Annotated in this window: 19 protein-coding genes; 7 read left to right on the top strand and 12 right to left on the bottom strand. The window is 70.1% G+C overall.

Annotation, left to right across the window (positions count from 1 at the left end; translation table 11 throughout):
- Positions 1 to 1,319 precede the first annotated feature (1,319 nt).
- The gene (locus HH311_RS25880) at positions 1,320 to 2,177 is read left to right on the top strand and encodes a hypothetical protein (RefSeq protein WP_169186593.1); all 858 of its coding nucleotides are present in this window, start codon (positions 1,320 to 1,322) and stop codon (positions 2,175 to 2,177) included.
- 2,011 nt (positions 2,178 to 4,188) lie between these two features.
- Here the strand turns inward: HH311_RS25880 and HH311_RS25875 are convergent.
- Complete coding sequence (locus HH311_RS25875; RefSeq protein ID WP_169186592.1) at positions 4,189 to 7,230, bottom strand: DUF3427 domain-containing protein; 3,042 nt, start codon at positions 7,228 to 7,230, stop codon at positions 4,189 to 4,191.
- A 145-nt stretch (positions 7,231 to 7,375) separates the two neighbouring features.
- On the opposite strand from HH311_RS25875, the gene HH311_RS25870 reads away from it, so the two are divergent.
- Both HH311_RS25870 and HH311_RS25865 read left to right on the top strand, forming a co-directional pair.
- The gene (locus HH311_RS25870) at positions 7,376 to 7,879 is read left to right on the top strand and encodes a hypothetical protein (protein ID WP_169186591.1); all 504 of its coding nucleotides are present in this window, start codon (positions 7,376 to 7,378) and stop codon (positions 7,877 to 7,879) included.
- A gap of 5 nt (positions 7,880 to 7,884) precedes the next feature.
- Positions 7,885 to 8,550, top strand: a complete 666-nt coding sequence (locus HH311_RS25865) for a hypothetical protein (RefSeq protein ID WP_169186590.1) — start codon at positions 7,885 to 7,887, stop codon at positions 8,548 to 8,550.
- 29 nt (positions 8,551 to 8,579) lie between these two features.
- Here the strand turns inward: HH311_RS25865 and HH311_RS25860 are convergent, their stop codons facing one another.
- Positions 8,580 to 9,749, bottom strand: a complete 1,170-nt coding sequence (locus HH311_RS25860) for a DUF4236 domain-containing protein (protein ID WP_169186589.1) — start codon at positions 9,747 to 9,749, stop codon at positions 8,580 to 8,582.
- A gap of 877 nt (positions 9,750 to 10,626) precedes the next feature.
- Positions 10,627 to 11,274: a hypothetical protein gene (locus HH311_RS25855; RefSeq protein ID WP_169186588.1), complete on the bottom strand. Its 648-nt coding sequence runs from the start codon at positions 11,272 to 11,274 to the stop codon at positions 10,627 to 10,629.
- Between the two features lie 246 nt (positions 11,275 to 11,520).
- On the opposite strand from HH311_RS25855, the gene HH311_RS25850 reads away from it, so the two are divergent.
- Both HH311_RS25850 and HH311_RS25845 read left to right on the top strand, forming a co-directional pair.
- Positions 11,521 to 11,829, top strand: coding sequence for a hypothetical protein (locus tag HH311_RS25850; RefSeq protein ID WP_169186587.1), 309 nt, complete (start codon positions 11,521 to 11,523; stop codon positions 11,827 to 11,829).
- Positions 11,830 to 11,836: 7 nt separating this feature from the next.
- Positions 11,837 to 12,520 carry a hypothetical protein gene (locus tag HH311_RS25845; RefSeq protein WP_169186586.1) on the top strand — a complete coding sequence of 228 codons (684 nt, stop codon included), beginning with the start codon at positions 11,837 to 11,839 and terminating at the stop codon, positions 12,518 to 12,520.
- A gap of 193 nt (positions 12,521 to 12,713) precedes the next feature.
- On the opposite strand, the gene HH311_RS25840 is transcribed toward HH311_RS25845, so the two are convergent.
- Complete coding sequence (locus tag HH311_RS25840) at positions 12,714 to 13,208, bottom strand: hypothetical protein (RefSeq protein WP_169186585.1); 495 nt, start codon at positions 13,206 to 13,208, stop codon at positions 12,714 to 12,716.
- Complete coding sequence (locus tag HH311_RS25835; protein WP_169186584.1) at positions 13,205 to 14,431, bottom strand: S9 family peptidase; 1,227 nt, start codon at positions 14,429 to 14,431, stop codon at positions 13,205 to 13,207. The genes HH311_RS25840 and HH311_RS25835 overlap by 4 nt, the downstream gene beginning before the upstream one ends.
- 118 nt (positions 14,432 to 14,549) lie before the next feature.
- Between HH311_RS25835 and HH311_RS25830 the strand changes: the two genes are divergently transcribed.
- The gene (locus HH311_RS25830) at positions 14,550 to 17,402 is read left to right on the top strand and encodes an AfsR/SARP family transcriptional regulator (protein ID WP_169186583.1); all 2,853 of its coding nucleotides are present in this window, start codon (positions 14,550 to 14,552) and stop codon (positions 17,400 to 17,402) included.
- A gap of 30 nt (positions 17,403 to 17,432) precedes the next feature.
- Here HH311_RS25830 and HH311_RS25825 read toward each other — a convergent pair whose 3' ends face one another.
- On the bottom strand, positions 17,433 to 17,963 hold the full coding sequence (locus HH311_RS25825; RefSeq protein ID WP_169186582.1) for an N-acetyltransferase: 531 nt from the start codon (positions 17,961 to 17,963) through the stop codon (positions 17,433 to 17,435).
- 108 nt (positions 17,964 to 18,071) lie between these two features.
- On the opposite strand from HH311_RS25825, the gene HH311_RS25820 reads away from it, so the two are divergent.
- Positions 18,072 to 18,647 carry a TetR/AcrR family transcriptional regulator gene (locus tag HH311_RS25820; protein WP_169186581.1) on the top strand — a complete coding sequence of 192 codons (576 nt, stop codon included), beginning with the start codon at positions 18,072 to 18,074 and terminating at the stop codon, positions 18,645 to 18,647.
- 46 nt (positions 18,648 to 18,693) lie between these two features.
- On the opposite strand, the gene HH311_RS25815 is transcribed toward HH311_RS25820, so the two are convergent.
- From HH311_RS25815 to HH311_RS25790, 6 genes are all read right to left on the bottom strand, one after another.
- Positions 18,694 to 19,572, bottom strand: coding sequence for an NAD(P)-dependent oxidoreductase (locus HH311_RS25815; RefSeq protein WP_169186580.1), 879 nt, complete (start codon positions 19,570 to 19,572; stop codon positions 18,694 to 18,696).
- On the bottom strand, positions 19,569 to 20,453 hold the full coding sequence (locus tag HH311_RS25810) for an SCO6745 family protein (RefSeq protein WP_211190807.1): 885 nt from the start codon (positions 20,451 to 20,453) through the stop codon (positions 19,569 to 19,571). The genes HH311_RS25815 and HH311_RS25810 overlap by 4 nt, the downstream gene beginning before the upstream one ends.
- Before the next feature lie 51 nt (positions 20,454 to 20,504).
- Entirely contained in the window at positions 20,505 to 20,756 is a 252-nt protein-coding gene (locus HH311_RS25805) for a hypothetical protein (RefSeq protein ID WP_169186579.1), read from the bottom strand.
- Between the two features lie 87 nt (positions 20,757 to 20,843).
- Positions 20,844 to 21,140 (bottom strand): WhiB family transcriptional regulator, encoded by a 297-nt coding sequence (locus HH311_RS25800; protein WP_169186578.1) that lies wholly within the window; start codon positions 21,138 to 21,140, stop codon positions 20,844 to 20,846.
- A gap of 474 nt (positions 21,141 to 21,614) precedes the next feature.
- The gene (locus HH311_RS25795; RefSeq protein ID WP_169186577.1) at positions 21,615 to 22,631 is read right to left on the bottom strand and encodes an LLM class F420-dependent oxidoreductase; all 1,017 of its coding nucleotides are present in this window, start codon (positions 22,629 to 22,631) and stop codon (positions 21,615 to 21,617) included.
- Positions 22,632 to 22,635: 4 nt separating this feature from the next.
- Positions 22,636 to 24,321: an AMP-binding protein gene (locus HH311_RS25790; RefSeq protein ID WP_169186576.1), complete on the bottom strand. Its 1,686-nt coding sequence runs from the start codon at positions 24,319 to 24,321 to the stop codon at positions 22,636 to 22,638.
- Positions 24,322 to 24,335 lie beyond the last annotated feature (14 nt).

Here is a 24,335-nt window from a genome sequence, read left to right as displayed (position 1 = left end):
GCTTTAAGGGCCTTAGCAGGACGAGGAGGGTCGCTTAGTGCTTCTCCGGCGTAGATCGCGTCGCACTGAGGTGTACACGGTGTGCACACCCAGACATAGTTGAACACCAATGTGGGATTGGGTCGGATGGCCCAGCGCCGTAGCGCGCACCCTGGGGACGGCCGAAGGGGCTTGAGAGTCAAGGAGACGGCCGAAGCCAAGTGCCCAGCGTGACAGGCTCGGTCGCAGCCCCCTACCTTGGTTCTCGCGGACACAGAGGGGGAACCGTGGATATGATGCACGTCGTCGGAACACAGGATGGGGCTACCATTATCTCCATCTTCTCCGCGCTAATATCACTAAGCTCGGTCGTCACAGTTGTGCTTTGGCGCAGAACAGAGCGCAATCAAGTTCAGGCTGCCCGACAGAAGGAGCACGACGACTCGTATGTGCGAGTGAAAATCCTCTCGCCCTTCCATCGAGTAAGGGTTCCGAACGAGGCTAGTCGTCAGGAGATGCTCGATTCTCTCGCGAAGTTGAGGTTAGAGACCCGCGATCCGACTGGACGTCTATGGGTCAATCAAAAAGAGCGCCCACGGCCATCTCAAACCTTACTCGTAAGCTTAGGGACGAGGACCCCCCAGTATCGAGGACGATCGAACCCCAGCGCTCATTGTTCACATGAAGTGGTTTACCGAGTTCATCGAAAATCAAGCAGCGACCGGGCGAGGAGAACCCGACGCCCCCTGGCTGTCCGACCCCGAAGGCTGGGAGCCGATATTAGAAGAAGCGCAGCAGAACCAGTCAGCCAAAGCTTCACTCGGACACCAGTCCTAGCTAGCTAGTGACCTCTAGCAACTCACAGCACCCTCACGCGTGGACCACCGCTGAGCTTTGGTGGGGCCCATCGGGAAACCGATCGCCCGCCGTTTCACCCCGGGACTGTTCTCCGGCTTAGCGGTACGGGCAAACTCTTACTCCAACCACGCTTGCCGATTCCTAATCGACATCTAGTAGAACTTCAGCTCAGGATCACCCATCGTGCTTCTCCGAACAGACTAGGTCACGAAGCCGGTACAGATAGACCGGCTCGTGGTCCACTATCCGGAAACCGGCGACCTCTTGCGATTCGACCGACATTCCCCTTCCCTCTCGAGTCTCACGCTCGACCAGGAGAATATCGGTGCTAGACCTAGTTTCCCTTCATCCGGACTAGCGCGGAGCCGCGCTGGCCTAGGGCTCTAGGGCCCGGGGCGGCTTGGAGTCCACGCCACGGACTACTTGCCTAGCCGCAACGGGCCGGTGGCAGACTTACAGCCGTGTCACGTCTTCTCACGTGGGTGCTCCGCCTGCTGCCGGTGCTTGGGATTGTCCTGGTGCTGGTTGGCCTGGGGGTGTTCGGTGGTCTGCCTGACGGCTGGTGGGACCCGAAAGGGTTCATCGTCAATCTGGCCTCAGGGTTAACCGCAGCATGTTTTGGCGTTCCCGTCGCGTTCTTCATCCTGCAGCGCCTCCTTGGGGTTCGCGAGGACGCCGAACACAAGATGAGGTTGCAGCAGACTATCCGCACAAGTTTGAGAGACCTAAAGTCCGCCGTGGTGACGGTCGTCGATGGCGATCGATTCTCCATAGAGCGCTGCGTGGAGCATATTGAGATTCTAGACCTCGGACTATCCCAGATGAATTCTATCGAAGCTTCTGGGGACTTGCTCGATGACGCCGTGGTAAGCGAAGTTCCATCGCACGTTCGCCACGTGCAAGGCATGCTGGATGCAATCCGCGACGAGCTGACCGAGCTTCGTTTATCTGACTTCACAACCCGGGACGATTGGGCCATGGTTCAGGTTCGCTGGACATTCGTCGCCACTAGCGCACTGCCGCAAGCTCGACTCGCTGGCCTCGAGCCAATGCCTGAGGATCTTCAGTACCGCCTTAACCGAAGCATTAGCGCTATCGGGCCTATTGCGACAGGGCGGGAGCTTTCTATACTGCCACGCTTAACGCACTTGCCACCCGGGCCGGTGCGGGAGGCAGAGTCCAACTACAACGTTAGCGTGCGTGGGAACAGGGACCGCGTGAGCATGCGAACCGCACTACGGATCTCCTCCGCCGTGTCCAATATGGAAGAGTCGCTCAAGGACTACCTATCGCTCCTCGACGATTTAGACGCTGCTCTCGCTCATACAGAAGAGGGTTGACATCTGCGGCTGCGAGAAGGTGTGCTCGTCGAAGTCACGATCGCGTCCGGGAGCCGAGGGCAGTGCTGGAGGTCGTGCCGGCGCGTTGTCGTCTCGGTGAGTTTCGGGACCAGCTGCGTGGACACCGTGCCACTACCGCCTCCCGCGGCGCCGTCGCCGCGGTTCGGCGTGAGCACGGACTGTCGTCCGGCCCAGGACCGGAAGGCGCTCGGAGCGCATGGCCCACGTCCCGCTCAGGTGCCGCCGCTCGGTCGGTGCGTTCTGGGCTGCGCCTCCCACCGGAGGCGGCCGGGCAGAGGGTCCCGCCATCGCCGGGGAGATCGAACTTGACCGCGATGCCGCGCTAAGCCCAGTTATCTCGACAATGAGGGAGGGCGTTGACCTTCGGTAATCGTCGCCTACATGCCGCGGGAGCCTCCAACGCCCCGTGAGGTGGAGTAGTGATCGAAAGTCAAGCGACTGCTCTGCGTCGACGCGTGTCCTCCTATGACGACGGTTCCGCGGCCATAGTAGATTTCCGGCTCCCTTCAGGCTCTAATGAAGTACTAAGCGGACGAATCTCCATCGCCAGTTGTCGACCTCGTAGCGGGGTGCTTCAAGTATCAGTGCGCCCGTCATACGGCCGTTCGGGGGTGACATCGGCTAACGCGGTACCTCTAGAACGCGACATTCGGGTGCTGAGCGCAATCTGGCCGGCGCCAGGTTGCGTGAGCGACCCAGGCCTATCACTCCTCGATAGGAGCTTTTGTGACGAGCTCGGAGCCCACTCGAATTACGACCTCGACAAAGACCGAGCGAGGGGCAGTGGTTACCGGGTGGGTGTTTCTGGCAGCGTCCGTGCTGGTTCTTCTGATCGGAGGCTTCCTTTATCACCTCGGTGCTCCGGGAAACCCCGAGCCCTCGCCGGTGGCAGACGCAGGAAGAATAACGATCTACTATCCGGCCTCGTCAATGCGCAATAGCTACATCATCTACGCCGCAAACCGCGAGCGGACCGGCACGGAGGATAGTGACGTTGTCTCACTGAACAGCGAAGTTCCCGGTTTCCCGGACCGCCCTGGCGTGACCGGCACCGTCGTCCTCTATATACGCTTAGCAACGGTGCCTACATTCAGCCGAACACCCTTAAAGTCGAGCAAGTTGTGCCAGCGAATGCGATCGCTCACGTGATGATTCGCAGCGTCAACAACCAGCAAGTCGTGCAGGTCATCGCTGGACCTATTCCGGTCACTTGAGTGATCGTTAAGGCTGCTCTACAGCGCAACGCCATCCGTCGCGACAACGCACGGACGACCGCAGTCCTACCTGGCGTCGACAACCCCCACGCGTCTCCGTTCGACCCCGGGAACGACGTCGCCCGTACCGTCGCCTCATGCCCTTCTCGCTTTGGAGAGGTCGCCACAACCGTGGATGTAGCTCCCGCACGCCCCGTGATCCGAATTGACTACGCGAACAGTGAGCCCGTCGCACTTGGCCAAGCGCTTTGGAGTGCCAATCGTCTACCTCAAGACCTACCTCCCGCGTTTGTGGTCAGCTACGTCGACATCACCGACGAGGTGAAAGACCAGAACTTCGTGCTCTGGGCAACGGTTGCCTTCGGGCTTACCACTGGGTTCCTCGGCGTATCCGTGGAGCGGTTCTTGAGTGCATACTTCGCGCGCCGTCGGGAAACCCGCGTCCGCGATCAGCGAGAGCTAAAGGGATAGCCCTGAAACTGCCACCATAGGTCGCAGTATCAGGCGGTAGTAGGCTCGCCGCGAGGGTGTCCTCCGATAGACGCGTTAGGGCATGCAGCGCCATCGGAGTGAGGTCATGGCGGGATTCGAATTGATCTTTCTTGGGCCCGGGTCGAACTCGGACGTGGCGGTGGCTCCGGCGGTCGTCCGCGACCAAGGCCGTCAAGGGCTGCCCGGTGGCTCATGGCCTTGGTCTTCGCGTTAGGCTTACGACTACGCCGATGCCGCTATAAGCCCCGTATCGCGGCATCCAGCTTGGAGTGCCCCATACACTCCTACGCGGCGTCGAGGGCACCCACCTGCATCACGCGTTGCGGCATCGATCGGTCGAGACGCCAGGTGATCGAGATTGGCCGCTCACCGTGATGCTCGACGGCGGTCGCAGTGCCAAGGCAGACGAACGGCGCGCCTCCCCCGAACTCGTCGTCACGAGCCGCCCGAGCGAACAGCACCACGTGGCTCGTGCCGTCCAGGTAGCGGCGGCCGACCTTCGAGTCCTGGGTGGTCGAGTTCTGCGACTCCCAGTGAAAGAGGTCCGCAGAGATCGGGTAGTCGCGGTACCGGGTAGACGGCGCGAACTCCTTCTCCTCCTTGTGCAGCGTCACTAGGAGCGCGTCGACGTTGGTCGCCTCGCAGTACACGACACCAGCCGCCTGACCTCGAGTCTTGCGCACACCGTCCGCCCAGCCGATGCCCGCGAGAATCTCGTCCCGCCGGTAAGTGCAGTGGGAGCGCAGCGCAACGCCTGGGATGCCGAGGTCGCCCGGCACCACGCGTGCCTCGTCGGCGCCCAACCTCATCAACGTCATCGCCTCGGCGAGGAACGCCGGGTGGGCGCGCAGGGTGTCGAGGGCGTCGTCGATCGAGGAGTGTCCACCGAGGTCGGGCCAGATCGTGTAGACGAGCATGTGCGCCATCACGCGGTCGTCGGCTGACAAGTCCACGAGCCGCGGCCCTCCCGGCAGCATCAGGCGCATGTAGAGCGACGCCCGCTCGACGTCGTCGACGTGGATCAGGCTGCTCGCCCTCTTCAGGAGCTCGGCTTCTCGGGGCCCCGCACCTGCCGTCGGGAAGCCCGCGTCGCGACGCAGAGCGGTCCAGCTCTCGCCGGCGCGGCTGTAGATGTCGGCCAGCTCGTGCCCGCTCTCCGCGAGGTAGCTGACGAGCGGGAGGTCGCCGTGCGCCTTCACATCCTCGACCAGCGCCTTCCGGCCTCCGCGTAGTCCTTGTTTGACGTTGGCGAGCACGACCTCCTGCGCCACGCGGTCCAGGATCAGCCGACACCCCGAGGGCAAGTACGGGAAGCCCTGCTCGATATCCCGGACGAGTCCGGACCGGCTCGAACCGGTCAGCGCCCGGTAGCGGACGTCGAAGCGGAACTCGCGGCGATGCTGACCGATGAAGTCGAGCACCGTCAGGACGGCCTTGTCCGGAGCCCGACGCAATCCGCGGCCGAGCTGCTGCAGGAAGATCGTCGCGCTCTGCGTCGGGCGCAGGAAGAGCACGGTATCGACGAAGGGCAGGTCGACGCCCTCGTTGTAGAGGTCGACGGTGAAGAGGCACACGACGCGGCGGTCGCGCAGGTCGGCGGCGGCACTGGCGCGGTCGGCCGCCGACGACTCGCCCGTGACGGCACGAGCCGGGATACCCGCCGTCGTGAACTTCTCCGCCATGTAGGTCGCGTGCGCGACCGAGACACAGAAGCCGAGCGCGCGCATCGTCGTGACGTCGCTGATCCGGTCGGTCAGGGCGTTGAGGACGATGCGGGTTCGGGCGTCGTTGCCGGTGTAGAGGCGGTCGAGGGCGTTCGCGTCGTAGGAGCCGCGCTTCCACTCGATGGCGGTGAGGTCGGTGTTGTCGGCGACGCCGAAGTAGTGAAACGGGCAGAGCAGGTCCTGCTCGAGCGCTTCGCCCAGGCCGATCTCGACGGCGACGCGGTTGTCGAAGAAGGCGCGCACGTCGACCCCGTCCGCGCGGTCGGAGGTCGCGGTGAGGCCGAGGAGCTCAGTCGCCTGGAGGCGGCCGAGGAGGTGACGGTACGACGGCGCCTCGGCGTGGTGGAACTCGTCGATGACGACAACGTCGAAGGCCGCTAGATCCGCGTTGCGCAGCGACTGCACGGACGCGAAGACGTGGCGCCAGCTCGATGGGTACTGGCCGGCGACGAGCAGTTCGCCGAACGTGCCGTCGCCGAGGACCTCGCGGTAGGTACGACGGGCTTGTTCGAGCAGTTCCTTTCGGTGCGCGACGAACAGCAGGGACTTCTCGGCGCCACCGATGCGGCGATAGTCGAGGGCGGCGACGACGGTCTTCCCGGTGCCGGTTGCGGCGACGACGAGGTTGCGGTGGTGGCCGTGGGCCCGCTCGGCGTCGAGGGCTTCGAGGATGCGTTCCTGGTGAGGGCGCGGGCGGACCTCGAGGCCAGACAGCTCGAGGACGCTCGTGTTCCCGCCGGCCTGGGCACCGAGGGCGCGGTCGAGGAGCTGGGCGTCGCGGTCGGGGTCGTAGGGGCGGAACTCCGGGTTGTTCCAGTACGTGTCGAAGGTGGCTTCGAACTTGCGGACGAGGGCCGGGGTCGCGACCGAGGAGATGCGGACGTTCCACTCCAGGCCGTCGACGAGCGCGGCCTTGGAGAGGTTGGAGCTGCCGACGTAGCCGGTGTCGAAGCCCGAGTTGCGGCGGAAGAGCCAGGCCTTCGCGTGCAAGCGGGTGGCGTCGCCTTCGTAGCGGATGCGGACCTCGGCGCCGTAGCGGCGGACGAGCTCGTCGAGGGCGCGGCGCTCTGTGCCGCCGAGGTACGTCGTGGTGATGACTCGGAAGGGCGTGCCACGTCGGTGGAGCTCGGCGAGCTCGTCGGACAGCAGGCGCATCCCGTGCCATTTGACGAACGCGCAGAGCAGGTCGACGCGGTCGGCCGAGGCCATCTCGGCGCGCAGCTCGGCGCCGAGGGAGGGCTCGTCGGGGGTGTTGGTCAGGAGCGCGGTCTCGGACAGCGGTGTTGCGGGACGAACGACCCGGTGGACGCCCGGCGCGACGGAGATCGCGAGGAGCTGCTCGAGCTTGACGACCGCGTCGTCATCACCGGCCTCGAGCAGCCCCACCACGCCGTTGACGAGTTCCTGACGACGGGTCTCGTCGCTCTGACCGCTGACCGCGCGGCGGACGACCTCGGCGACGTGGCGGGCGAGGACCTCGGGAGCGGCTGCGGCGTCGATGGAGTCGAACCTCGCCGCGCCGGCGGGGAGTGACCGGAGCCGTCGCTCCAGGCTCGCGGTGTGCAGCGACTCGTACAGCCCCTCGTCCACTCCCCCAGGCACGACCGCAGCCTGTCACGCGGGGGCAGCAGCCGGATCTCCGCCTGCCCGAACCGCTTCTTCGGAGGTCCTGAGGATTCTGGAACCGATCGACTCCGCCGACGGTCCAAGCCCGCGAAGGGCCCTGTCGCCGTCACGGGAGCTGATCATGACCGTCCCCTGTCGCGCTCTCCTCGTCGCGTTCGTTGTGCTCGTCGGCCTGCTGGGAGCGACTACCGCCGAGGCACAAACAGGCGCACCGCCCTGGGCGGCGTGCGGACGCACCGACCCGGAGAGGAAGCCAGCCAAGACCTATCCGGTACTACCGCCGGTCGGAGGACCGACGCGCACCTTCGCCGTACTCCAGTGTGGGAACGACAGGTTCGGCTATCGACACATCGCCGGGAAGCACGGCCAGGAGTGGGCCGACCTGGCTGTGCTGACCGGAGGCCCGTGGCAGAGCCTCGCGGACTTCGCCATCACGCAGACCCTCACCGTGCCGCAGCCCGGCTACCCGCAGTTCGCCCCGGACAGGAACACGTGGACCTACAAGTCGCCCCTCCAGATCAAAGATCAGGAGGGCCAGGTCCGCGCGACATACTGGGTCGTGGTCGGCGTCGCCGCCCAAGATGGCAAGGTCCTGACCGGCTTCTACACCCGCGATCCGAGGTGACGGACGTGAACGCCGCGGAGGATCGGGTCCTCTACGCCCGACTGATGGACGCCATCGGAGCGGACGGGGCAGGGACCGAGACCACGGACGGGGTCGTTCTGACCGCCGTCGGGGGACGTCGGCTCCCCTGGCCGATGCGCCTCCGCATCACCCCAGACTCGTTCGGTCGGGTTCTGCGTGATGCGGCCGCCGATTCGGCCGGGGCGTTTCCCGACGTCGAGCCCCTCGAAGCAGCGTGGCGGTTGTTCCTCGTCCACCTCGACGAGGCGATTAAGACCGCGAGGCCGAACGAGACCGAACTCCTGCCGACGACGACCGGCATCGCGTCCCTGCGCGCCGACATGACTCGAGCCCCCATCACGCCGGAGCAGGAGGAGAACCGCGAGGACCAGCAGCGATACGACCGGCTGATCGAGCACTTCACCGAGAGCGGGCGTGTGGAGGTCGAGTGGGAAGCCCACACCCTCGTCCTCCGGGAGCGAGACGGTCGGCTGCTGGCACGCCCCGTACGCGTTCGTCTCCCGTACCGCGCGACGACCGCTCGCCTGCGACGCGATGGCGCGCCGGACGCTGAGTGGGCGGTGCTGGTCTCGGAGCTCACGGCGAAGATCGATGCTGGTGCGACGGACATCGAGCTCCGCGAGAACGGCTCCATGCACGTACGCGAGTGAAGAAGAGCCGACGCTCGGAACTCAGGTGCCTAGTCGACCGGTCGACGGTGTCGGCCCGCACTCCCGCCACGAGGGGCACGCGGACGGGCAGGAGGAGGACAACCGAGAGCCGGGGCGACCTCGCTCATGATGGCCAGGAGATCCGGGTCCTCGGCGAGGTCGAGGGGTGCGACGTTGAGCGCTTGACCCTGCCGTCGCATCGTCGCGCCCGGCGCTGCCATGACCGTCTGTTCAGGATCGAGTTGCTCCCAGCGCAGGCGCTCCGTGGCCCGCCTCTCGAAGCTGCCCGTGAACACGGCCTCGGCCCGCCCTTGACCGTGCGCGACCACCACCACGCGGAACTCGTCGACGCTCGGAGCCACCGCGAATCCCTCCTTGACCGTCGCAAGCACTGCGGAGCCCATCGCCTTTACATAGAGCTGGTTGCGAGCGGTCTTGGTGCGCTTCTTGATCGTCGGCCGACCGGTCGGGGTCGTTGCGGGTTCCTTCTCAGGGACCTGTTCGACGTCGCCGAACACGATCACCACCGTCGCGAAGCGTCGACGGCCGTCGTGGTCGACGTCGATGCAGGTTGCCGGTGATTGGTTGTCCTCGAACGCTTCTTCGAGGGCAGCGTGCACGGCGCCAGGGTCGTGCGACACGAGCGCCTGCCATCCGACGTCGAGGCTCCTCTGTGCTTGGGCGCGGGCCGTCGCACGGGCAGCAGTCTCGCGCTCGATCTCTCGCTGGGCTGTGACGTCTGCCCGTTCTCGCGCCGCTCGGCGCTCACGTCGGGCCAGGAACGACAGGCCTCGCACCTCCTGCTGCTCACATCGGCGTCGAATCGCGCGCTCGTCGACCGGCTCGGGCGGTGGAGCAACAGGGGCTGCGGCCGGCTCGAACTGATCATGGTGGACCGAGGTCAGGTCGCGCTCGATGGCCTCCAGCCGGGCGATCTCCTCGTCGCGGGCGGCGACTCTCGCCTGCCGTTCGAGCTGAGCGAGCGACGGGACACTCTGACGACGGGCGCCGGAGCGGGTCCTGCGGCGACCGCCACCACCGGACGAGACCGTGAAGGGGCCGATCCCACTCGAGACGCTCGAGCGACCACCACCGACGTGGACGCGCGCGATGCGCGGACCGACACTCGCGCGCAGGCCCCGTGACGAGGCCCTGATCCTGACCCCGGGCATGATCTTCACGCTCACGCCGAAACCCATCCCACTCCCCCAAGCGTCGATGGTTGGGGCACAGACTCTCACCGGTGGGCGGCACGACGCTGACGGGGCGGGCGGTCTGCGCGGCGCGGAGGGGACCTCGCTGTCGGCGGATGTGGCCAAGGTCAGCCGTTGACTACGTCGTGCTCGCCTAGCCTGAGCGGCTGGGGTGCGCGCTCCCGGCGCTGCAGGCGTTGATCGGTGGTTCGACGACGACCCAGGCACGCCACCTCGTCAACGAGTTCGCTCGGCCGGGCGTTCGCCGCTGGAACTGCTCCACGAGGTGTAGAACGCCCGCTGGCAACAGGCCTCGGCCGAGGCGGGGCAGGCACTGGCCTGCCTCGCCCAGGTCCCGAGGCCCGTCCTCGCTCCCCGCCGAGCGCTCTTCGTCGACGATCGGCGGGCCGACGCGGTCGCCGCACGACCTGACCATCACAGCGTGATGACGCCGTCCACAAGCACGGTCCGGTGGAGGCGGGTGTCGAGACCCTCCTCGAACGCGGAGCTGAAGATCGTGGCCTCGCCTTCCGCTCCCATGTCCGGGTCGGTAGGACCGAGGATGACCCTCGCGTACCGGATCTCCGTGTCGGGGTAGGCCTCGAGCGTGCCGCGCCACGCAGCCAATGGCCGTGCTCGTCGGACCACACGTCGTGTCCGATCAAGCTGCCGACGCGCCGCGCCAAAGTCTCGGACACGCCCCCGACAGCCGTGGCAACAGCGGTCGCCATGTACTCATCGGCCTCCGCGTGGCTCAACACGGACATCCCCTCGGATCACGTGCAGCCGCCGTCGGGGCGCCGACGACAAGTCCTTCAGGGATCGGCAGACGGAAGGACGAGCAGTGCGCGGCCGTCGACACGTCGTTACGATCCCTGAGCCGTCATACGAGACCGTGCAGCCTGCCGAACCATTCCACGAAAGTCGCCGATACGTTTCTGATCTCGTCATCGAGCTCGGGTCGCGCCTGCGGATCGGCCTCATAGCGTCGCTTCAGGTCGACCAGTGGATCGATGAAGTGGTAGCGGTCCGCGGCGCCAAGGAAGGCGAGCCCCGAGACCGCCGACGCACATCGGTACGGCCCGGTGACGTCTTCGAGCAGGCAACTTGCCTCGTTCCAGCACAGGAGGTCGGCTGGCGCCTCGTCGTCCTCCCGGCCCAGGATCACGCGTGTGGGCACGCTGATCACGAGACCGCGCAACTCGTCGTAGGCGTCCAGGTCGTCCAATTCCCCGCGCCGCGGCCTCGCCGCCGCCAGCAGTTGGTCGACCGTGTCCAGGCTGAGGGCCTCGAACCGGCTCCCCGAGTGATGCTGGTCTTCGGCGCCTAGAAGGGAGTGCGCTCGATCCAGCCGCTGCAGGTCCTCGCTCAAGGCATGGTCGGCGTAGTACTGAGTCGCACAGCCCGACACGAGATCGACGACCGCGTGGCGCAGCGAGAGGTCCGGACGCGTTGCCCGACGCTGCCGCTCCTCGTCCTGGAGCTGGTAGACGTGAGCGAGAGCGGGATGTCGTCGGGTCATGGTGCCCATCGTGCACAGGTCGCCCAGTCGTCTGCCGGATCGGTGTAGATGGTGACGATCTCACCAGAATCGTCGACCACGACCGAAGCGCTACGAGCTGTTCCGATGTACGGGTAGACGAGTCGAGTGTTTCCCGGACCCGTACCACGCCCAGGGAAGCCGTAGCTCACGGTGCGGTCGACGCACACCATGAACGATGAGATGTCGACGAACGGGTCGCGTATTGCACCGTCGTCGGTCCGCACCATCATGTGCTTGAGCGAACTGCACGGCCAGCGCCGTCGGCACATCGCGAACGGACACGGCCGCGACTGGGAGGCTCTTGCCGCATACACGGGCGGCAACTGGAGAGACCTCGCCGACTTCGCGATCCGACAGACCTTGACCACCCCGCAGCCTGGCTACCCGGCCTACAACGCCAAGAACGACACCTGGACCTACAAGGCACCGCTGCAGATCAAGGACCAGCAGGGCAACGTCCGCACGACCTTCTGGCCGATCGTGGCCGTCGCCTCCCGAGACGGCAGGATCATCACGAGCTTCCCCACCCGCGACCCGAAGTAGGAGCCTCGTGGAGCCCACCGACCAGGAGATGTACGACCAGCTCCTCGGCTACCTCGCGGCACAGGGCTCGATCGTCGAGGACACCGAGCCCGGGATCGTCATCATCGAGGAGTACGACCACCGGCGGCTCGACCAGCCGCTTCGCCTCCACCTCACGGCTCCGGAGTTCGGTAACCGGTTGCGGGAGATGGGTGCCGACGCGCAGTACCTCCGACCCGACGCCGACCCGACCGACGCCGCGTGGGGCTTGTTCCTCGTCCACCTCGACGAAGCCGTCGCAACCGCCCGGCCTGGAGAGACCGAGCTGAGGCTGGGCCGCGGCGGGGTCGACTCCGTCCGGCCCGACGGGACCCGGACCCCGTTTCCGCCCGAGGTCCAGGAGTACATCGAGCTGAACGAGTACTACGAGCGGCTCATCCAGTACTACGCCGACCGCGGAGAACTCGAGATCGGTATCGGGAACGACGTCCTCACCTTGTACCACATCGACGGACACGCCTTTGCCGCGCCACTCCGACTGCGCATATCATCCGCGGTGCTTCGCGACCAGATGCGGAGGGCCGAGGATCGCGAAGCTGCGTTGCAGCGGATCATCGAACAGATCGACCAGCAGGTGAGCCGCGTCGACCCCCGCACCACCGAGCTCGAGCTCGGCACCGGCGGAATCGTCGCGAGGACTCGCGCGGACTGACCGTCGCCCCTCCCTGTCGAACACGCGGAGCATGGACCCGAGGTCCGACACTCCCTGGTGATGACTCAGGGAGAACGCTTCGACGGCTGGATCGGCGGGCTCGGGACGGCGTCGGGGCTGCGGCTCGTCGCCGAGCAGCCCCTACGGCTCGTTCACCGACGTCATGCTCGAGCAGGCCGACTGCCACCGCGACTCACCGGATGATCTCGATCATGAGGACCCACGCGTTGCAGAGGCCGCCGAGCAGCGCAATCACCATCGCGACGGGGACCCAGTAGAGCCCGCCGATCGATGTCGTCAGCACCCCGATCCCGGCCAGCAGCGGGCCGAGCGCCAACGCCACCGCCGGCCCGACCACCAACAGCGCCCACGCCACCACCGGCGTTTCCCGCGAGCGGCGCCTCGGCGCGGCGAGCCAGCCGAGCAACGGGCCCGCGACGACCGCCAACACGATCAACTCGGTGCCCAGCGGGACGGCGCCCTGCGGGACGAGCAGGACGACCGACAGGAAGACGGGCGTGGCCAGGACGACGAGCGCGTGGCCGGCCCGGTTCGGGATGTGCGGCAGCTTGATGATGGCCTGCAGGTTGATCGAGATGGCCACGAACAGCAGCCCGACGAGCGCGGCGGAGGCCCCGGCCGTGCCGACGGCGAAGTCACGCCACGGCTCGGAGTCGTAGGCGTTCACCGTCCAGTCGGGAGCACGGTGGCCAGCCAGCCGTACACGACGCGGTCGAGACGTTGCTGGCCGAGCCCCTCGCAGTGCCCGCCGGCGCCCTCCGCGGCGGTGAAGTGGTGGGTCGTGACCGGGCCACCGACGGCCTTCGCGAACACGTCGAGCTGACCGGTCCCGGCGAAGTCGCCCTCCGCCTCGAGCGCGAGGGTCGGGCAGGTGATGCGCCCCGCGAGCCCCTCGAGGGAGAACTGGCTCAGCGCCCAGAAGTAGTCGCTCAGCGTCGTGACGCCGTGGGTGGCCATGCGGCACTGGTAGTCGTTGCGCTGCTGGGGGTCGGCGAGCATCCCCGCCAGGTCGGCGTCCAGGGTGGGGTCGCGCTGCTCGACACGCCGCCACATCACGTCGCCGAGGCGCGCGTGCAGGGCGGCGCCGAAGTCGTACTGGGCGGGGTCGGCGACCAGCGCCGCGATCCGCGACTCCCCTGCCGCCCCGCGCGGGGCCAGGTAGCCCGCGAAGCTGCGGCCGAACAGCACGAGCGCGGCGGGGTCGATGCCGGGCTGCGTGACGACCCAGTCGAGCACCGGACGCAGCACCGTCTCGAAGTCCGGGCGCAACGTCTGGCCGCGGTCGTACAGCACCCCGCCCTGCCCCGGTCCCTCGACGACGAGGCAGTTCATCCCGTACTCGAGCGCGCTCACGGCCTCCTCGGCGTAGCCGCCCTCGGCGGTGGAGTCGTAGCCGGCGGGGGCGATGACGGTGGGCCGGGGCGTGTCGTCCGCCGCCGGCCGCAGCAGGTAGCCGGAGGCCGCGACGCCGTCGCGCTCGAGCTCCATCGGCGTGCACGGCGTCGTCAGCAGCGGCATGGCGGCGCGGAACGCGGCGACGTGGGCGCGGTAGTCGGCGTGCAGCTCGGCACGGGTGAGGTCGTCGCGCTCGAAGAAGAACGCCTGGCGGTAGTACTCGACGGCCCGGAGGTAGCAGCGGCGCGCGCTGACGGCGTCGTCGCGACCCAGGCTCTCGTCGCCGTCGGCGACGACCGCGTCGGCGAGCGCCCGCCATTCCCGGGCCCACGAGTCGAAGTCGCGGGGCTGGATCCGAGTCGCGACCGACCGCACCTCGCCGAGGTCGGCACAGCTACGCATGGCCGCCGTCAGGGACCGCTGGAGCTGGGCGTCGAAGGCGTCGTCGCCGGTGCTGAAGGGAGGGGCGGCGGGTGTCGCGGTGGCAGTGGACATGGGAGGGTCCTTCGGGTCGCCGGGCGGGTGCCGGACCAGGGTCGCCACCCTCACTCACACCGGTCTCACACGACGACGAGCACCCGGCGTGGGTGGACGAGGCACCTACGCTCCACACATGCGGTTCCGGGACCTCGGACCCCTGTGGATCGAGCAGGACGGTCTGCCGCGCCCGGTGGGCGGGACCCGCCTCGAGGCCGTCGTCGGGGTGCTCCTCGTGCGCCTCGGCGAGGCCGTGCCCCCGTCGACGATCGTCGAGGCGGTCTGGGGGCCGCAGCCCCCGTCTCGCGCCCTCGCCTCGCTGGACTCGCTGCTGTGGCGGCTACGGCGCGTCCTCGAACCCGACCGCGCCCCCCGCGCCCCGTCCGCGGTGCTCCTGAGCGAGGACCGCGGCTACCGCCTCGCGGTCGACGACCACGACGTCGACTCCCGCGCTTTCGCCGCCGCCACCGCCACCGTCACGGACGCACTCGCCGACGACGACGCCGGGCGTGCGCTGGAGACCAGCGACCGCGCCCTCGGTGCCTGGCGCGGCCGGCCCTACGACGGCCTCTCGAGCTGGGAGGGCTGGGAACCCGCTCGGGCGCGGCTCGCGGAGCTCCACGTCGATCTCCAGCAGCACCGCATCGAGGCCCTGCTCGGGCTCGGCCAGCCCGAACGGGCCGTCAGCGACCTCCGGCCGCTGCTCGACGCCCACCCGTTCCGGGAGCGGCTGTGGGAACAGCGGATGCTCGGGCTCTACCGCGCCGGGCGCCAGGCCGCCGCCCTCGAGGCGTTCGACGACGCCCGGCGCCTCCTCGGCTCCGAGCTCGGGGTCGACCCCGGCCCCGCGCTCGTGGCGCTCCACCGCCGGGTCCTCGACCACGACCCGACCCTCGACGCCCGGCCCACCGCCCCGCCGCTCCGCCTCGCCCGGCGACGGCCCGTCCTCGTCGGGCGGGACGAGGACCGGCTCGCCACCGCGAAGCTGCTCGCGCCCGGTGCCGTCGTGACCCTGACCGGTCCCGTCGGGTCGGGGAAGAGCCGGCTCGCCGTCGCCGTCGCCGAGGAGGTCGCGGACCGGTTCACTGTGTGGTTCGTCGACCTCGCGACGATCAGCGAGCCCGCGCAGCTCGCGGGCCACGTCGCCGGCGCGGTCGGGGTGGAGGTCGTCCCCGGCACCGGCGCGGTCGACGCCCTGGCCGCGGTCGCCCGGGGACGCCCCACCCTCGTCGTCCTCGACAACGGCGAGCACCTGAGGTCGGCGGTCGCCGGGCTCGTCGACGAGCTCCTCGAGCGCGACCCCTCGCTCACGGTGCTCACGACCGGCCGGGAGCTGCTCGACGTCGAGGGGGAGCACGTCCGGGAGGTCGCGCCCCTCGCCGTTCCCGAGACAGCGGAGGTCCTCGAGCTGGCGGCGAGCCCCGCGGTCGCGCTGTTCCTCGCCCGCCTCACCCTGGCCCCCGACCCCACGGCGCTTCCCGACGACGACCGCCGTGCGGTCGCCGAGACGTGCCGGCTCACCGGCGGGCTCCCCCTCGCGCTCGAGCTCGCCGCCGCCCGCGCCCGCGTGTACTCCCTCCCCGAGATCGCGGAGATGCTGGCCGCGCACCCGATCGCCCTCGCCGACCCGGCCCGCGCGGACCCGCGCCACGCGAGCCTGCGCGCAGCGATCGAGGACAACCACCGTCTCGCCACCCCCGACGAACGCATCGTCCACCGCCGGCTCGCCGTCCTCCCCGGGCGCTTCACCCGCGAGGCCGCCACCGCCGTCTGCGGGCTCCCGCCACTGAGCGGCGACCGGGTCCCCGACCTGCTCGCGGGCCTCGTTCGCCGGTCCCTGCTCACGACGACGCCCCCGACGAGCGCCGGGGAGCCGACGCGCTTCCACCAGCTCACGCCACTGCGCGCGCATGCCGACGACGCCCTGCGCCGCGACCCCGGCGAGGAGCGCCAGGTCCGGAACGCCCGCGACCGGTGGGTGTTCGACGCGATCGCCGCCGGGCCCCGCCTCGGCCGCCCGGGTCAGGCCCGGTTCTACGACTGGCTCGACCGGCACTGGAGCACCGTCGCCGCGGTCCTCGCCGACGCCCTCCCGGAGTCTGGGGGCGTCGTGCCCGGGGCGAGCGCGGAGGGCCTCCGGGCCGTCGGTCGCCTCGCCACCTACTGGTACCAGCGCGAGCGCAGCGCGGACGCGGCGATCTGGCTGCCCCGCGCGACGGCGGTCGCCCGTTCCGGCGGGGTCGACGGCGGGGTCGACCCGTTCGACGCCGTCTGCGCCGCCACCACCCACAGCACCTGGCTCGCGCTCCACCAGGACATGACCGCCGCGTGGCCCGGCCTCGTGGCCGGCCTCGAAGCGCTGACCTCCTGCCCGCCCGATCGGCGACCCGACGCCGCCGAGGTCCTCGTCGGCGCCGCCGCCGGCGCGTGGGTCGGCGACGACTACGCGCTGGCCCGCCGCCTCGCCGAGGCCGCCCGCACGCTGGGCTCCGACTCCCACGTCGTGCTCGTCGCGCGGGCCGTGCAGGCGGCGACCGGCCTGTTCCTGGACGGGCCCGCCGCGGCTCGGGAGGCGGCGGTCGTCGTCGGCGAGGACAACGCGGGGGTCGGCAACGACCTCGTCGCGCTCTTCGTGGCCCTGACCCACGCCGTGGCCGCGCTCCTCGAGGGCGACCCGGCCGCCGGATTGCGGTGGTCGAGCGAGATCCTGCGCATCCAGCGCCACTCGGGTGCCCGCGACCACGGCGACACCCTCGAGCAGCGCGCCGGGCACCACCTCAACGCCGGCGAGCCCCTCGAGGCCGCCCGCTGCTACGGCGCCGCGCGGGCGATGCACACCCGTCTCGGTCGGTCGTGGCCGCGCCACCCCGGAACTGTGGAGCGCCTGGCGACCGTGAGGGAGCAGCTCGGCGAGGCCGTGTACGCCGAGGCCCTCGCGAGCGGGGAACGCCTCGCCGCCCACCCGGACCTCGAGGCGTGGCTGGTCTGATCCCTCGTGCGACGGTGGCGGGGGCCCTCGTCACCCCGAGGACGCCGTCGGCTCGCCGAGGTGGATGGCGTAGTCCCAGGCCGAGGGGTCACGACCCACCAGTCGACACGGGCCGAGCCGCTGCCGAGCCAGGAGCTGCCGGACGGGAAGGTTGCCCGGCTCCACGGTGGCCGACACCGTCCAGCCGACCCAGCGCGGCCGGCCGAGCTCGACGGTGAGCAGGCTGGTGGCGACGTGCCGGTGCTGCCACGCATCGGCCACGAGGAGGCTGGCCTCGACCTCTCCGTCGCGCTCCACGACGAGGTTGAGCAACCCCACCGGAGTGGATCCGGCGAGCGCGACGGCGGCCGCACCGGCCGGCGGCCCGACGAGGAGATACCGCCGGTAGCGCTCGAGGACCGCTTCGGGGTCGAGCGGTGCCGGCCGGAGGAACCGTCGGCGCAGCGACTCGGGCGAGCAGGTGCGGACGAGCTCGTCGACCGTCGCCCGGGTCGCGGGAGTGATCACGAACGCCGGTGGAACGGCCGGCTCGCCGACCCCGGGCGCTATGACAGCTGTCATGGTTCCTGGTTGTACGGACTCTTGAGTGCTGAGTGAATATGACGCTCGTCATAGCGCTCGGGTCCTGGTATGCCCGGCGTCATACGCAGGGCCTAGGCTGGCTGCACCATGACCACCCGAGACTCCCGCGAGCGCACCGTCCGGAGCGCTGCGCTGCTGTTCCGCGAACGCGGAGTCGACGCGACCGGGATGCGGCAGATCGTCGAGCACGCGCAGGCCCCCCGAGGGTCGCTCCAGCACCACTTCCCCGGTGGGAAGGAGCAGCTGGTCGTCGAGGCCGTCGAATGGATCGCCGGCAAGGCGGCGGAGCCGTTGGAGGCGAGCCTGGAGGCGGACCCGGCTCCCCCGCCGCGTCAGGTCGTCGCCGAACTCTTCGACCGCTTTCGCAAGCTCCTGAGGATGACCGACTACCGGGCCGGGTGCTCGATCGCCGCGGCCGTCGTCGACGCCGGGTCGGCCAGCGACGCCGTCGCGCTCGCCACGGCGAACGCCTTCCGACGCTGGACCGGGCCGCTCGAGCGCGCCCTCGCGCGGGGCGGCATGGAGCAGGCCCGGGCGTCGCGGGTCGCCCTGCTGGTGATCAGCGCGGTGGAGGGCGCCTTGATCATGTCGCGGGCGCGCCACGACATGGAGCCCCTCGACGCGGTCGCCACCGAGATCGACCTGCTGCTCAGCGCCTCCTGACCGACGACGACCGCGGCCGTACCGGCACACGCAGCGTCGAACAGCCTCACCTCGATCCGGACCTGGCGTCGAGGGAGTGCAGGACGGCGATCATGTCCTCGGCCCCGTGACCCGCGGCGACCGTCTCGGCGAACAGGGCGTGGCAGGCGTCGAGCACCGGCGTGGCGAGTCCCGCGGCCCGCGCGGCGTCGGCGACCAGCTCGTTGTTGGTGAGGACGTCGCGCGCCGCGGCCTGCGCGCTGAGGTCGCCGGCCAGCAGCTTGGCGATCTTCACGTGGGCGACGGGACTCGCGAGTTGGCCTCCTTCGACGACCTGGCGGAACGCGTCGAGGTCGAGGCCGTGCCGGCGGGCGAACGTGAACGACTCGACCAGGCCGGTCACCGTCGTGATGAGGAAGTGGTTGATCGCGAGCTTGGTCAGCAGCGCGCCCAGCACCGCGCCGCAGACGACGGTCTGCGCGCACATCGGTGCCAGCAGGGGACGGACGCTGGACACGGTCTCGTCGTGGCCGGCGAGCATGGCGACGAGCTGCCCCTGCTCGGCCGGGACGCGCGAGCCGGAGACGGGCGCTTCGACGTAGGCCGCTCCGACGGCGGCGAGGTCGTCGGCCAGTCCGCGCGAGTAGGTCGGCGACGTCGTCCCCAGGTGCACCAGGGTGTGGCCCGCCACGAGCCGGCCGAACGCCGGTGTGCCGCGCTCGAGCACGGTGTCGACGGCGCTCGCGTCGGCGAGCATCAGGAGCACGACCGGCGCCTGGTCGAACACCTGGGCCGGCGTTGCGGCCACCGTCGCACCCAGCGCGCGCAGCGGCTCCGTCCGCGCCGCGGTCCGGTTCCACACCACCAGCGGGAGGCCCGCGCGGGCGAGGTTGAGTGCCATCGGCTGGCCCATCAGGCCCAGGCCGAGGAAGCCGACGGGCGTCACGACGCGTCCAGGAGGAGGCCGATCGCGTTCGGGACCGGAAACGTCGTCGCCACCAGGCTCGCCGTGAGCGGCGCCAGCAGAGTGGCCAGGGTGTCCGTGGCGTCGCCGAGGTGCCGCCACGGCGAGGACGCGGCCGCGTCGGTGGCGCACTCGATGTCGGCGTGGAGATCACGACCCGCGGCGGTGAGGCGACGGTCGGCGTCGAGGAGTCCCGCCTGCTGGAGCTCGGCGATTCCCTGCTGCCAGGCAGCGTCGTCGAACCGGCGGCCCTCCTGGAGGACGTCCGGCTCGGCCTCCCCAGCCGCCGCCTTGATCAGATGGGCCTGGACGGGGGTGAGCCTGCGGGCGACCAGCACGGCGACGTGCCCCTCGCCGCGATGCTCCCGCAACGTGGTGGAGGCCTGCCACAGGGCCAGGTGGGCAGGTTCGGGACGGGGCAGGGCCTGGTTGGCGGCCGCGAGGACGCGTCCCGCGCAGTCGGCGCCGGCCGCGGCCCGCCACGCGAGCCCGGCCGCCTCGACCAGCTCCGGCGAGCTCAGCACCTCCTCGCCCCACAGTCGCCGCAGGGCCGCGTCCACTCCGGCCAGGCGGGCCTGCAGAGCGTCCGTCGGCGTCGTGAACCGCCAGGCGTCCGGGAGAGCACGGGCGATGCGCGAGAGGTGGAATCCGAAGAAGGCCGCCGTCGCGATCTCCGCGCCCACCGGCCCCAGGGGCGCGATCCGTTGTGCCGTGTAGCCCATCCAGAACCCGCGCAGGCCGAGGGCGTCCGACGCGGCACGCGCCTCCGGGGTGAAGTAGCTGACCGCGTGCAGCGGCTCGAACAGCTGCCACATGCGTCGAGCTGGGTTGTCGGACACCTGCGCCTCCTCCCGGGCAACCATGACGCGCGTCATAGTGCAGGAGGGTCTGGCGGCGAGGCGCTATGACAATGGTCATAGCGCGAGCAGACGACGGGGTGCACCGGCCTGCCCGACCAGCCGCGAGACATCGGCACCGATCGACGCCCTCGCGCCGATCGCGGTGATCTGGCCGGTCGCCGCCTGGGCGGCGTCACCGGTCCACGCGCCACCCATCGCGCCGCCGGCGGCCCGGATGTCCTCGCCGGCGCCGGTGAACTGCTCGGCCATCGCCGTCAGCGACGTCGCCCCGGCCTCGACGGCCGCCGGGTCGCCCGGCATCGGCACGCCCACCACCCCCTCGATCGGGGACGGTAGGAAACCGGCGACGCGCCTGGGTGCCGTTTGGTGGAACTCGTCGGGCTCCGTGGTCCGTCAGGCGGCCGTGCGGGGGCTCCGACGTCGGCGCAGGGCCGCGCGGCGCTCGTCCTCGCTCTCGCCGCCCCAGATGCCGTAGGGCTCCTCAACGCGGTGGGCCCAGCCCCGGCAGGCGGCCTGCACCGGGCATCCGGCGCAGATCGCCCTCGCCCGGGCCACGCGCCGGCTGCGGGCCGGGTCCCGCTCGCCCTCGGGATGGAAGAAGGTCTCGAGGTCCATGTCGCGGCATGCGGCGTGGCGTTGCCAGTCCCAGTGGGCCACCACGGGAACCGGCAGTCGGGACACATCGGCCACGACGAACACCTCCTACGGTTTGTCGTAGACCGGGGCTACCCGGCGGTACGACCGTCAACCGCGGCCCCGGTACCGAGGCACTGGTCGTGGCGCGGGCGCCGTGTCGTCGACGCTCGTGCGCTGCGGTCCCGGCCGGTCGGGCCGGGCGGCCGCCACGGAGCTCCAGAGGTTCCTTGCACGTCGACCGGGTCTTCACCGGAGACGCAGCGACTCCCTGATCTTGCCCGCGGACGCACCGCCCGCGGCTCGCGCCGGAGTCCTCGAGGACCGGCCGGCGCGCCGCGGCCGGTGTGTGGCACGCGCAGGTCTCTGCCGAACAGTCAGCGCGCTGGAGCCGACTGTGTGCGCGCGCGCAGGTCCCCGCGGAACCCACGGCGCCCTCGCGGCCGCCGGAGTACCGGCACGACCACGAGGGCGCGGGTTCCGTGATCACGTGCCTTGGGGCGGCTCGCGGTGCCACACGCTCCTGGGCCGTCACAGCAGCCGCGCCACCGCCTCGACGTCGTCGGGAAGGCCCTGGATCGCGATCTCGTCCACGACGGTCCCGTCCCAGACGTCGAGCTCCTGCCGCACCTTCTCCACCGGGCCGATCAGCGAGACCTGCTCCACCAGCTCCGTCGGGATCGCCGCCGCGGCCTCGTCCTTCCGGCCGGACAGGTACAGCTCCTGCACCCGCGCCGCGACGTCGTCGTACCCCATCCGCACGAACACGTCGTGGTGGAAGTTCGCGCCGCGCGCCCCCATCCCGCCGATGTAGAGCGCGAGCTCCGGTCGCAACAGGTCGGCCGCCGCGTCCACGTCCGGCGACAGCACCACCGGCACGCTCGCCACCACCTCGAACCCCGCCGGCCGCCCGCCCGGCCGCCGCGCGAAGCCCTCGTCCAGCGCCGAGCGGTAGAACGAATCGAACGTCGGGGAGAAGAACATCGCCTGCCACCCGTCGGCGACCTCCGCGGCCAGCGCCACGTTGTTCGGCCCCTCCGCCCCCAGGTACACCGGCAGGTCGGGCCGCAGCGGGTGCAACGACGACCGCAACGGCTTCCCCAGCTCCGACCCCGGCGACGGCAGCGCGATGTGCTCCCCCGCGAACGCCACCGGCTCCTCCCGGGCCAGCGCCGACCGCACGACCGTCACGTACTCCCGCGTCCGCGCCAACGGCTGCGCGTAGGAGACCCCGTGCCAGCCCTCCGAGACCTGCGGCCCCGACGCCCCGAGCCCCAGCACCACCCGCCCACCGGACAGGTGGTCCAGCGTCATCGCCGCCATCGCGGTCGCCGTCGGGGTCCGCGCCGGGACCTGCGCGACCGCCGCGCCGAGCCGGATCCGCTTGGTCAGCGCCGCCGAGAACGCCATCGGGGTGAACACGTCCGACCCGTACGCCTCGGCGAACCACAGCGACGCGAACCCGGCGTCGTCGAGCGCCGTGACCCGCGCCGCGAAGTCGGCCGGCGGCGTCCCGACGAAGTGCCCGGCGTTGACCCCGATCCGCATGGCCTCAGGCCTTCACCGCGTACAGGTCCGCGTACGCCGCGCGCAGCTTGTACTTGAGGATCTTCCCGCCGACGGTCTCCGGAAGCCCGTCGGTGAACACGACGGCCTTCGGCGTCTCGTACCCGCCGAGCCGCTCGCGGCAGTGGGCGATGAGCTCGTCGGCGGTGACCTCGGATGACGGCACGACGACGGCCGTCACCGCCTCGCCCCAGTGGTCGTGTGGCAGGCCGATGACGGCGGCCCGGGCGACGCCCGGGTGCTCGTACAGCGCGGCCTCCACCCGCAGGCTGGACACGTTCTCGCCGCCGGTCTTGACGATGTCCTTGATGCGGTCGACCACCACGCGCAGGCCGTCCTCGTCGAACGCGGCGCTGTCGCCGGAGTGGAACCAGCCGGTGCGGAACGCCTCGCGGGTCGCGGCCTCGTCCTTGTAGTAGCCGGCGGTGACCGTCGGGGTGCGGTACACGACCTCACCCGGGACGCCGGGGCGGTCGCGCAGCGAGACGCCGTCGTCGTCGAACACGTCCGACGCGAGCAGCGGGCTCGGGAGGCCCACGTAGTTCACGACGGGGGCCGTGGCCCGGTAGGTCTCCGACCAGCGGCGCGGCCAGAACCGGTGGCACGTGATCGCCTCGGTCTGGCCGAAGATGCCGAGCACGACGAGCGAGTCGCCGGCCTGCTCGAGCAGCCGCTCGTAGGTCGCCGGCGGCAGCGCGCCCCAGCCGTAGACGAGGACGTCGAGGCAGCGGATGTCGAGCCCTTGGGCGTCGACCTCCTTCGACACCGCCCCGACGAACTGCGGCGACCCGGCCCACAGCGCCGTCACCCGCTCCTCGGCGACCATCAGCGCCACGTCGGCCGGCGCCGGACGCCGGCCGATGACCAGCGAGCCGCCGGAGACGAACGCGCCGAGCGCGAAGATCAGCTCGCCGACGTGGTAGATCATCGGCAGGAAGGTCCCGACGCGGAGCTCGTTCTCCAGCCCGGTCCCGCGGGTCAGCGAGAGCGCGAAGCTCATCGCGGCGACGTGGCTGGCCGAGTGGGAGATCATCACGCCCTTGGGCATGGCGGTCGTCCCGGACGTGAACAGCATTTCCCAGATGTCGTCGCCGTGGATCTCGACGTCGGGCTCGGTGTCGTCCTGGGCATCGACGAAGGCGGCGAAGCCCACGGTCCCGTCGACGGGCGCGCCGACGGGCGCGCCGCCGATCTCGATGGTGACCGCGGGGGCCAGCCCGGCGCGGCCGAAGGCGTCGGCGGCCTTCGGCCAGGTCTCGGCGTCGACGATCGCGAACGACGGCTCGGCGTGGCGGATAAGGTGCTCGACGACGTCGGGCGCGAGGTTGGGGTTGAGCGGCATCGCGACCAGGCCGGCCTTGGCGATGCCGATCTTCGCGAGCCAGGCCTCGACGGAATTCTCGCAGAACAGCAGCACGCGGGCGGCCGGTTCGAGGCCGCGGGCGAGCAGGCCGTGGGCGACCTGGTTGGCGATGCGGTCGGCGTCGCGGTAGGTGACGCGTCGGAAGCGGTCGGCGGACCAGGCGCCGGGCCGGCCGATGATCGCGACCTGGTCGGGGTAGCTCCAGGTCATCCGCTCGAAGACGTCACCGACGGACGTGCGCTCCCACCGGTGCACGGCGCGGCGGCCGCGCAGACTCGTGACGTCGAAGGTCGTCGTGCTGAGGTCCACGCGGTGCCTCCCTG

The sequence above is a fragment of the Actinomycetospora sp. TBRC 11914 genome (assembly GCF_012933465.1).
Taxonomy (GTDB): Bacteria; Actinomycetota; Actinomycetes; order Mycobacteriales; family Pseudonocardiaceae; genus Actinomycetospora.
The sequence above is the reverse complement of the archived record's forward strand: the minus strand, read 5'-3'. Positions and strand labels throughout refer to the sequence as shown.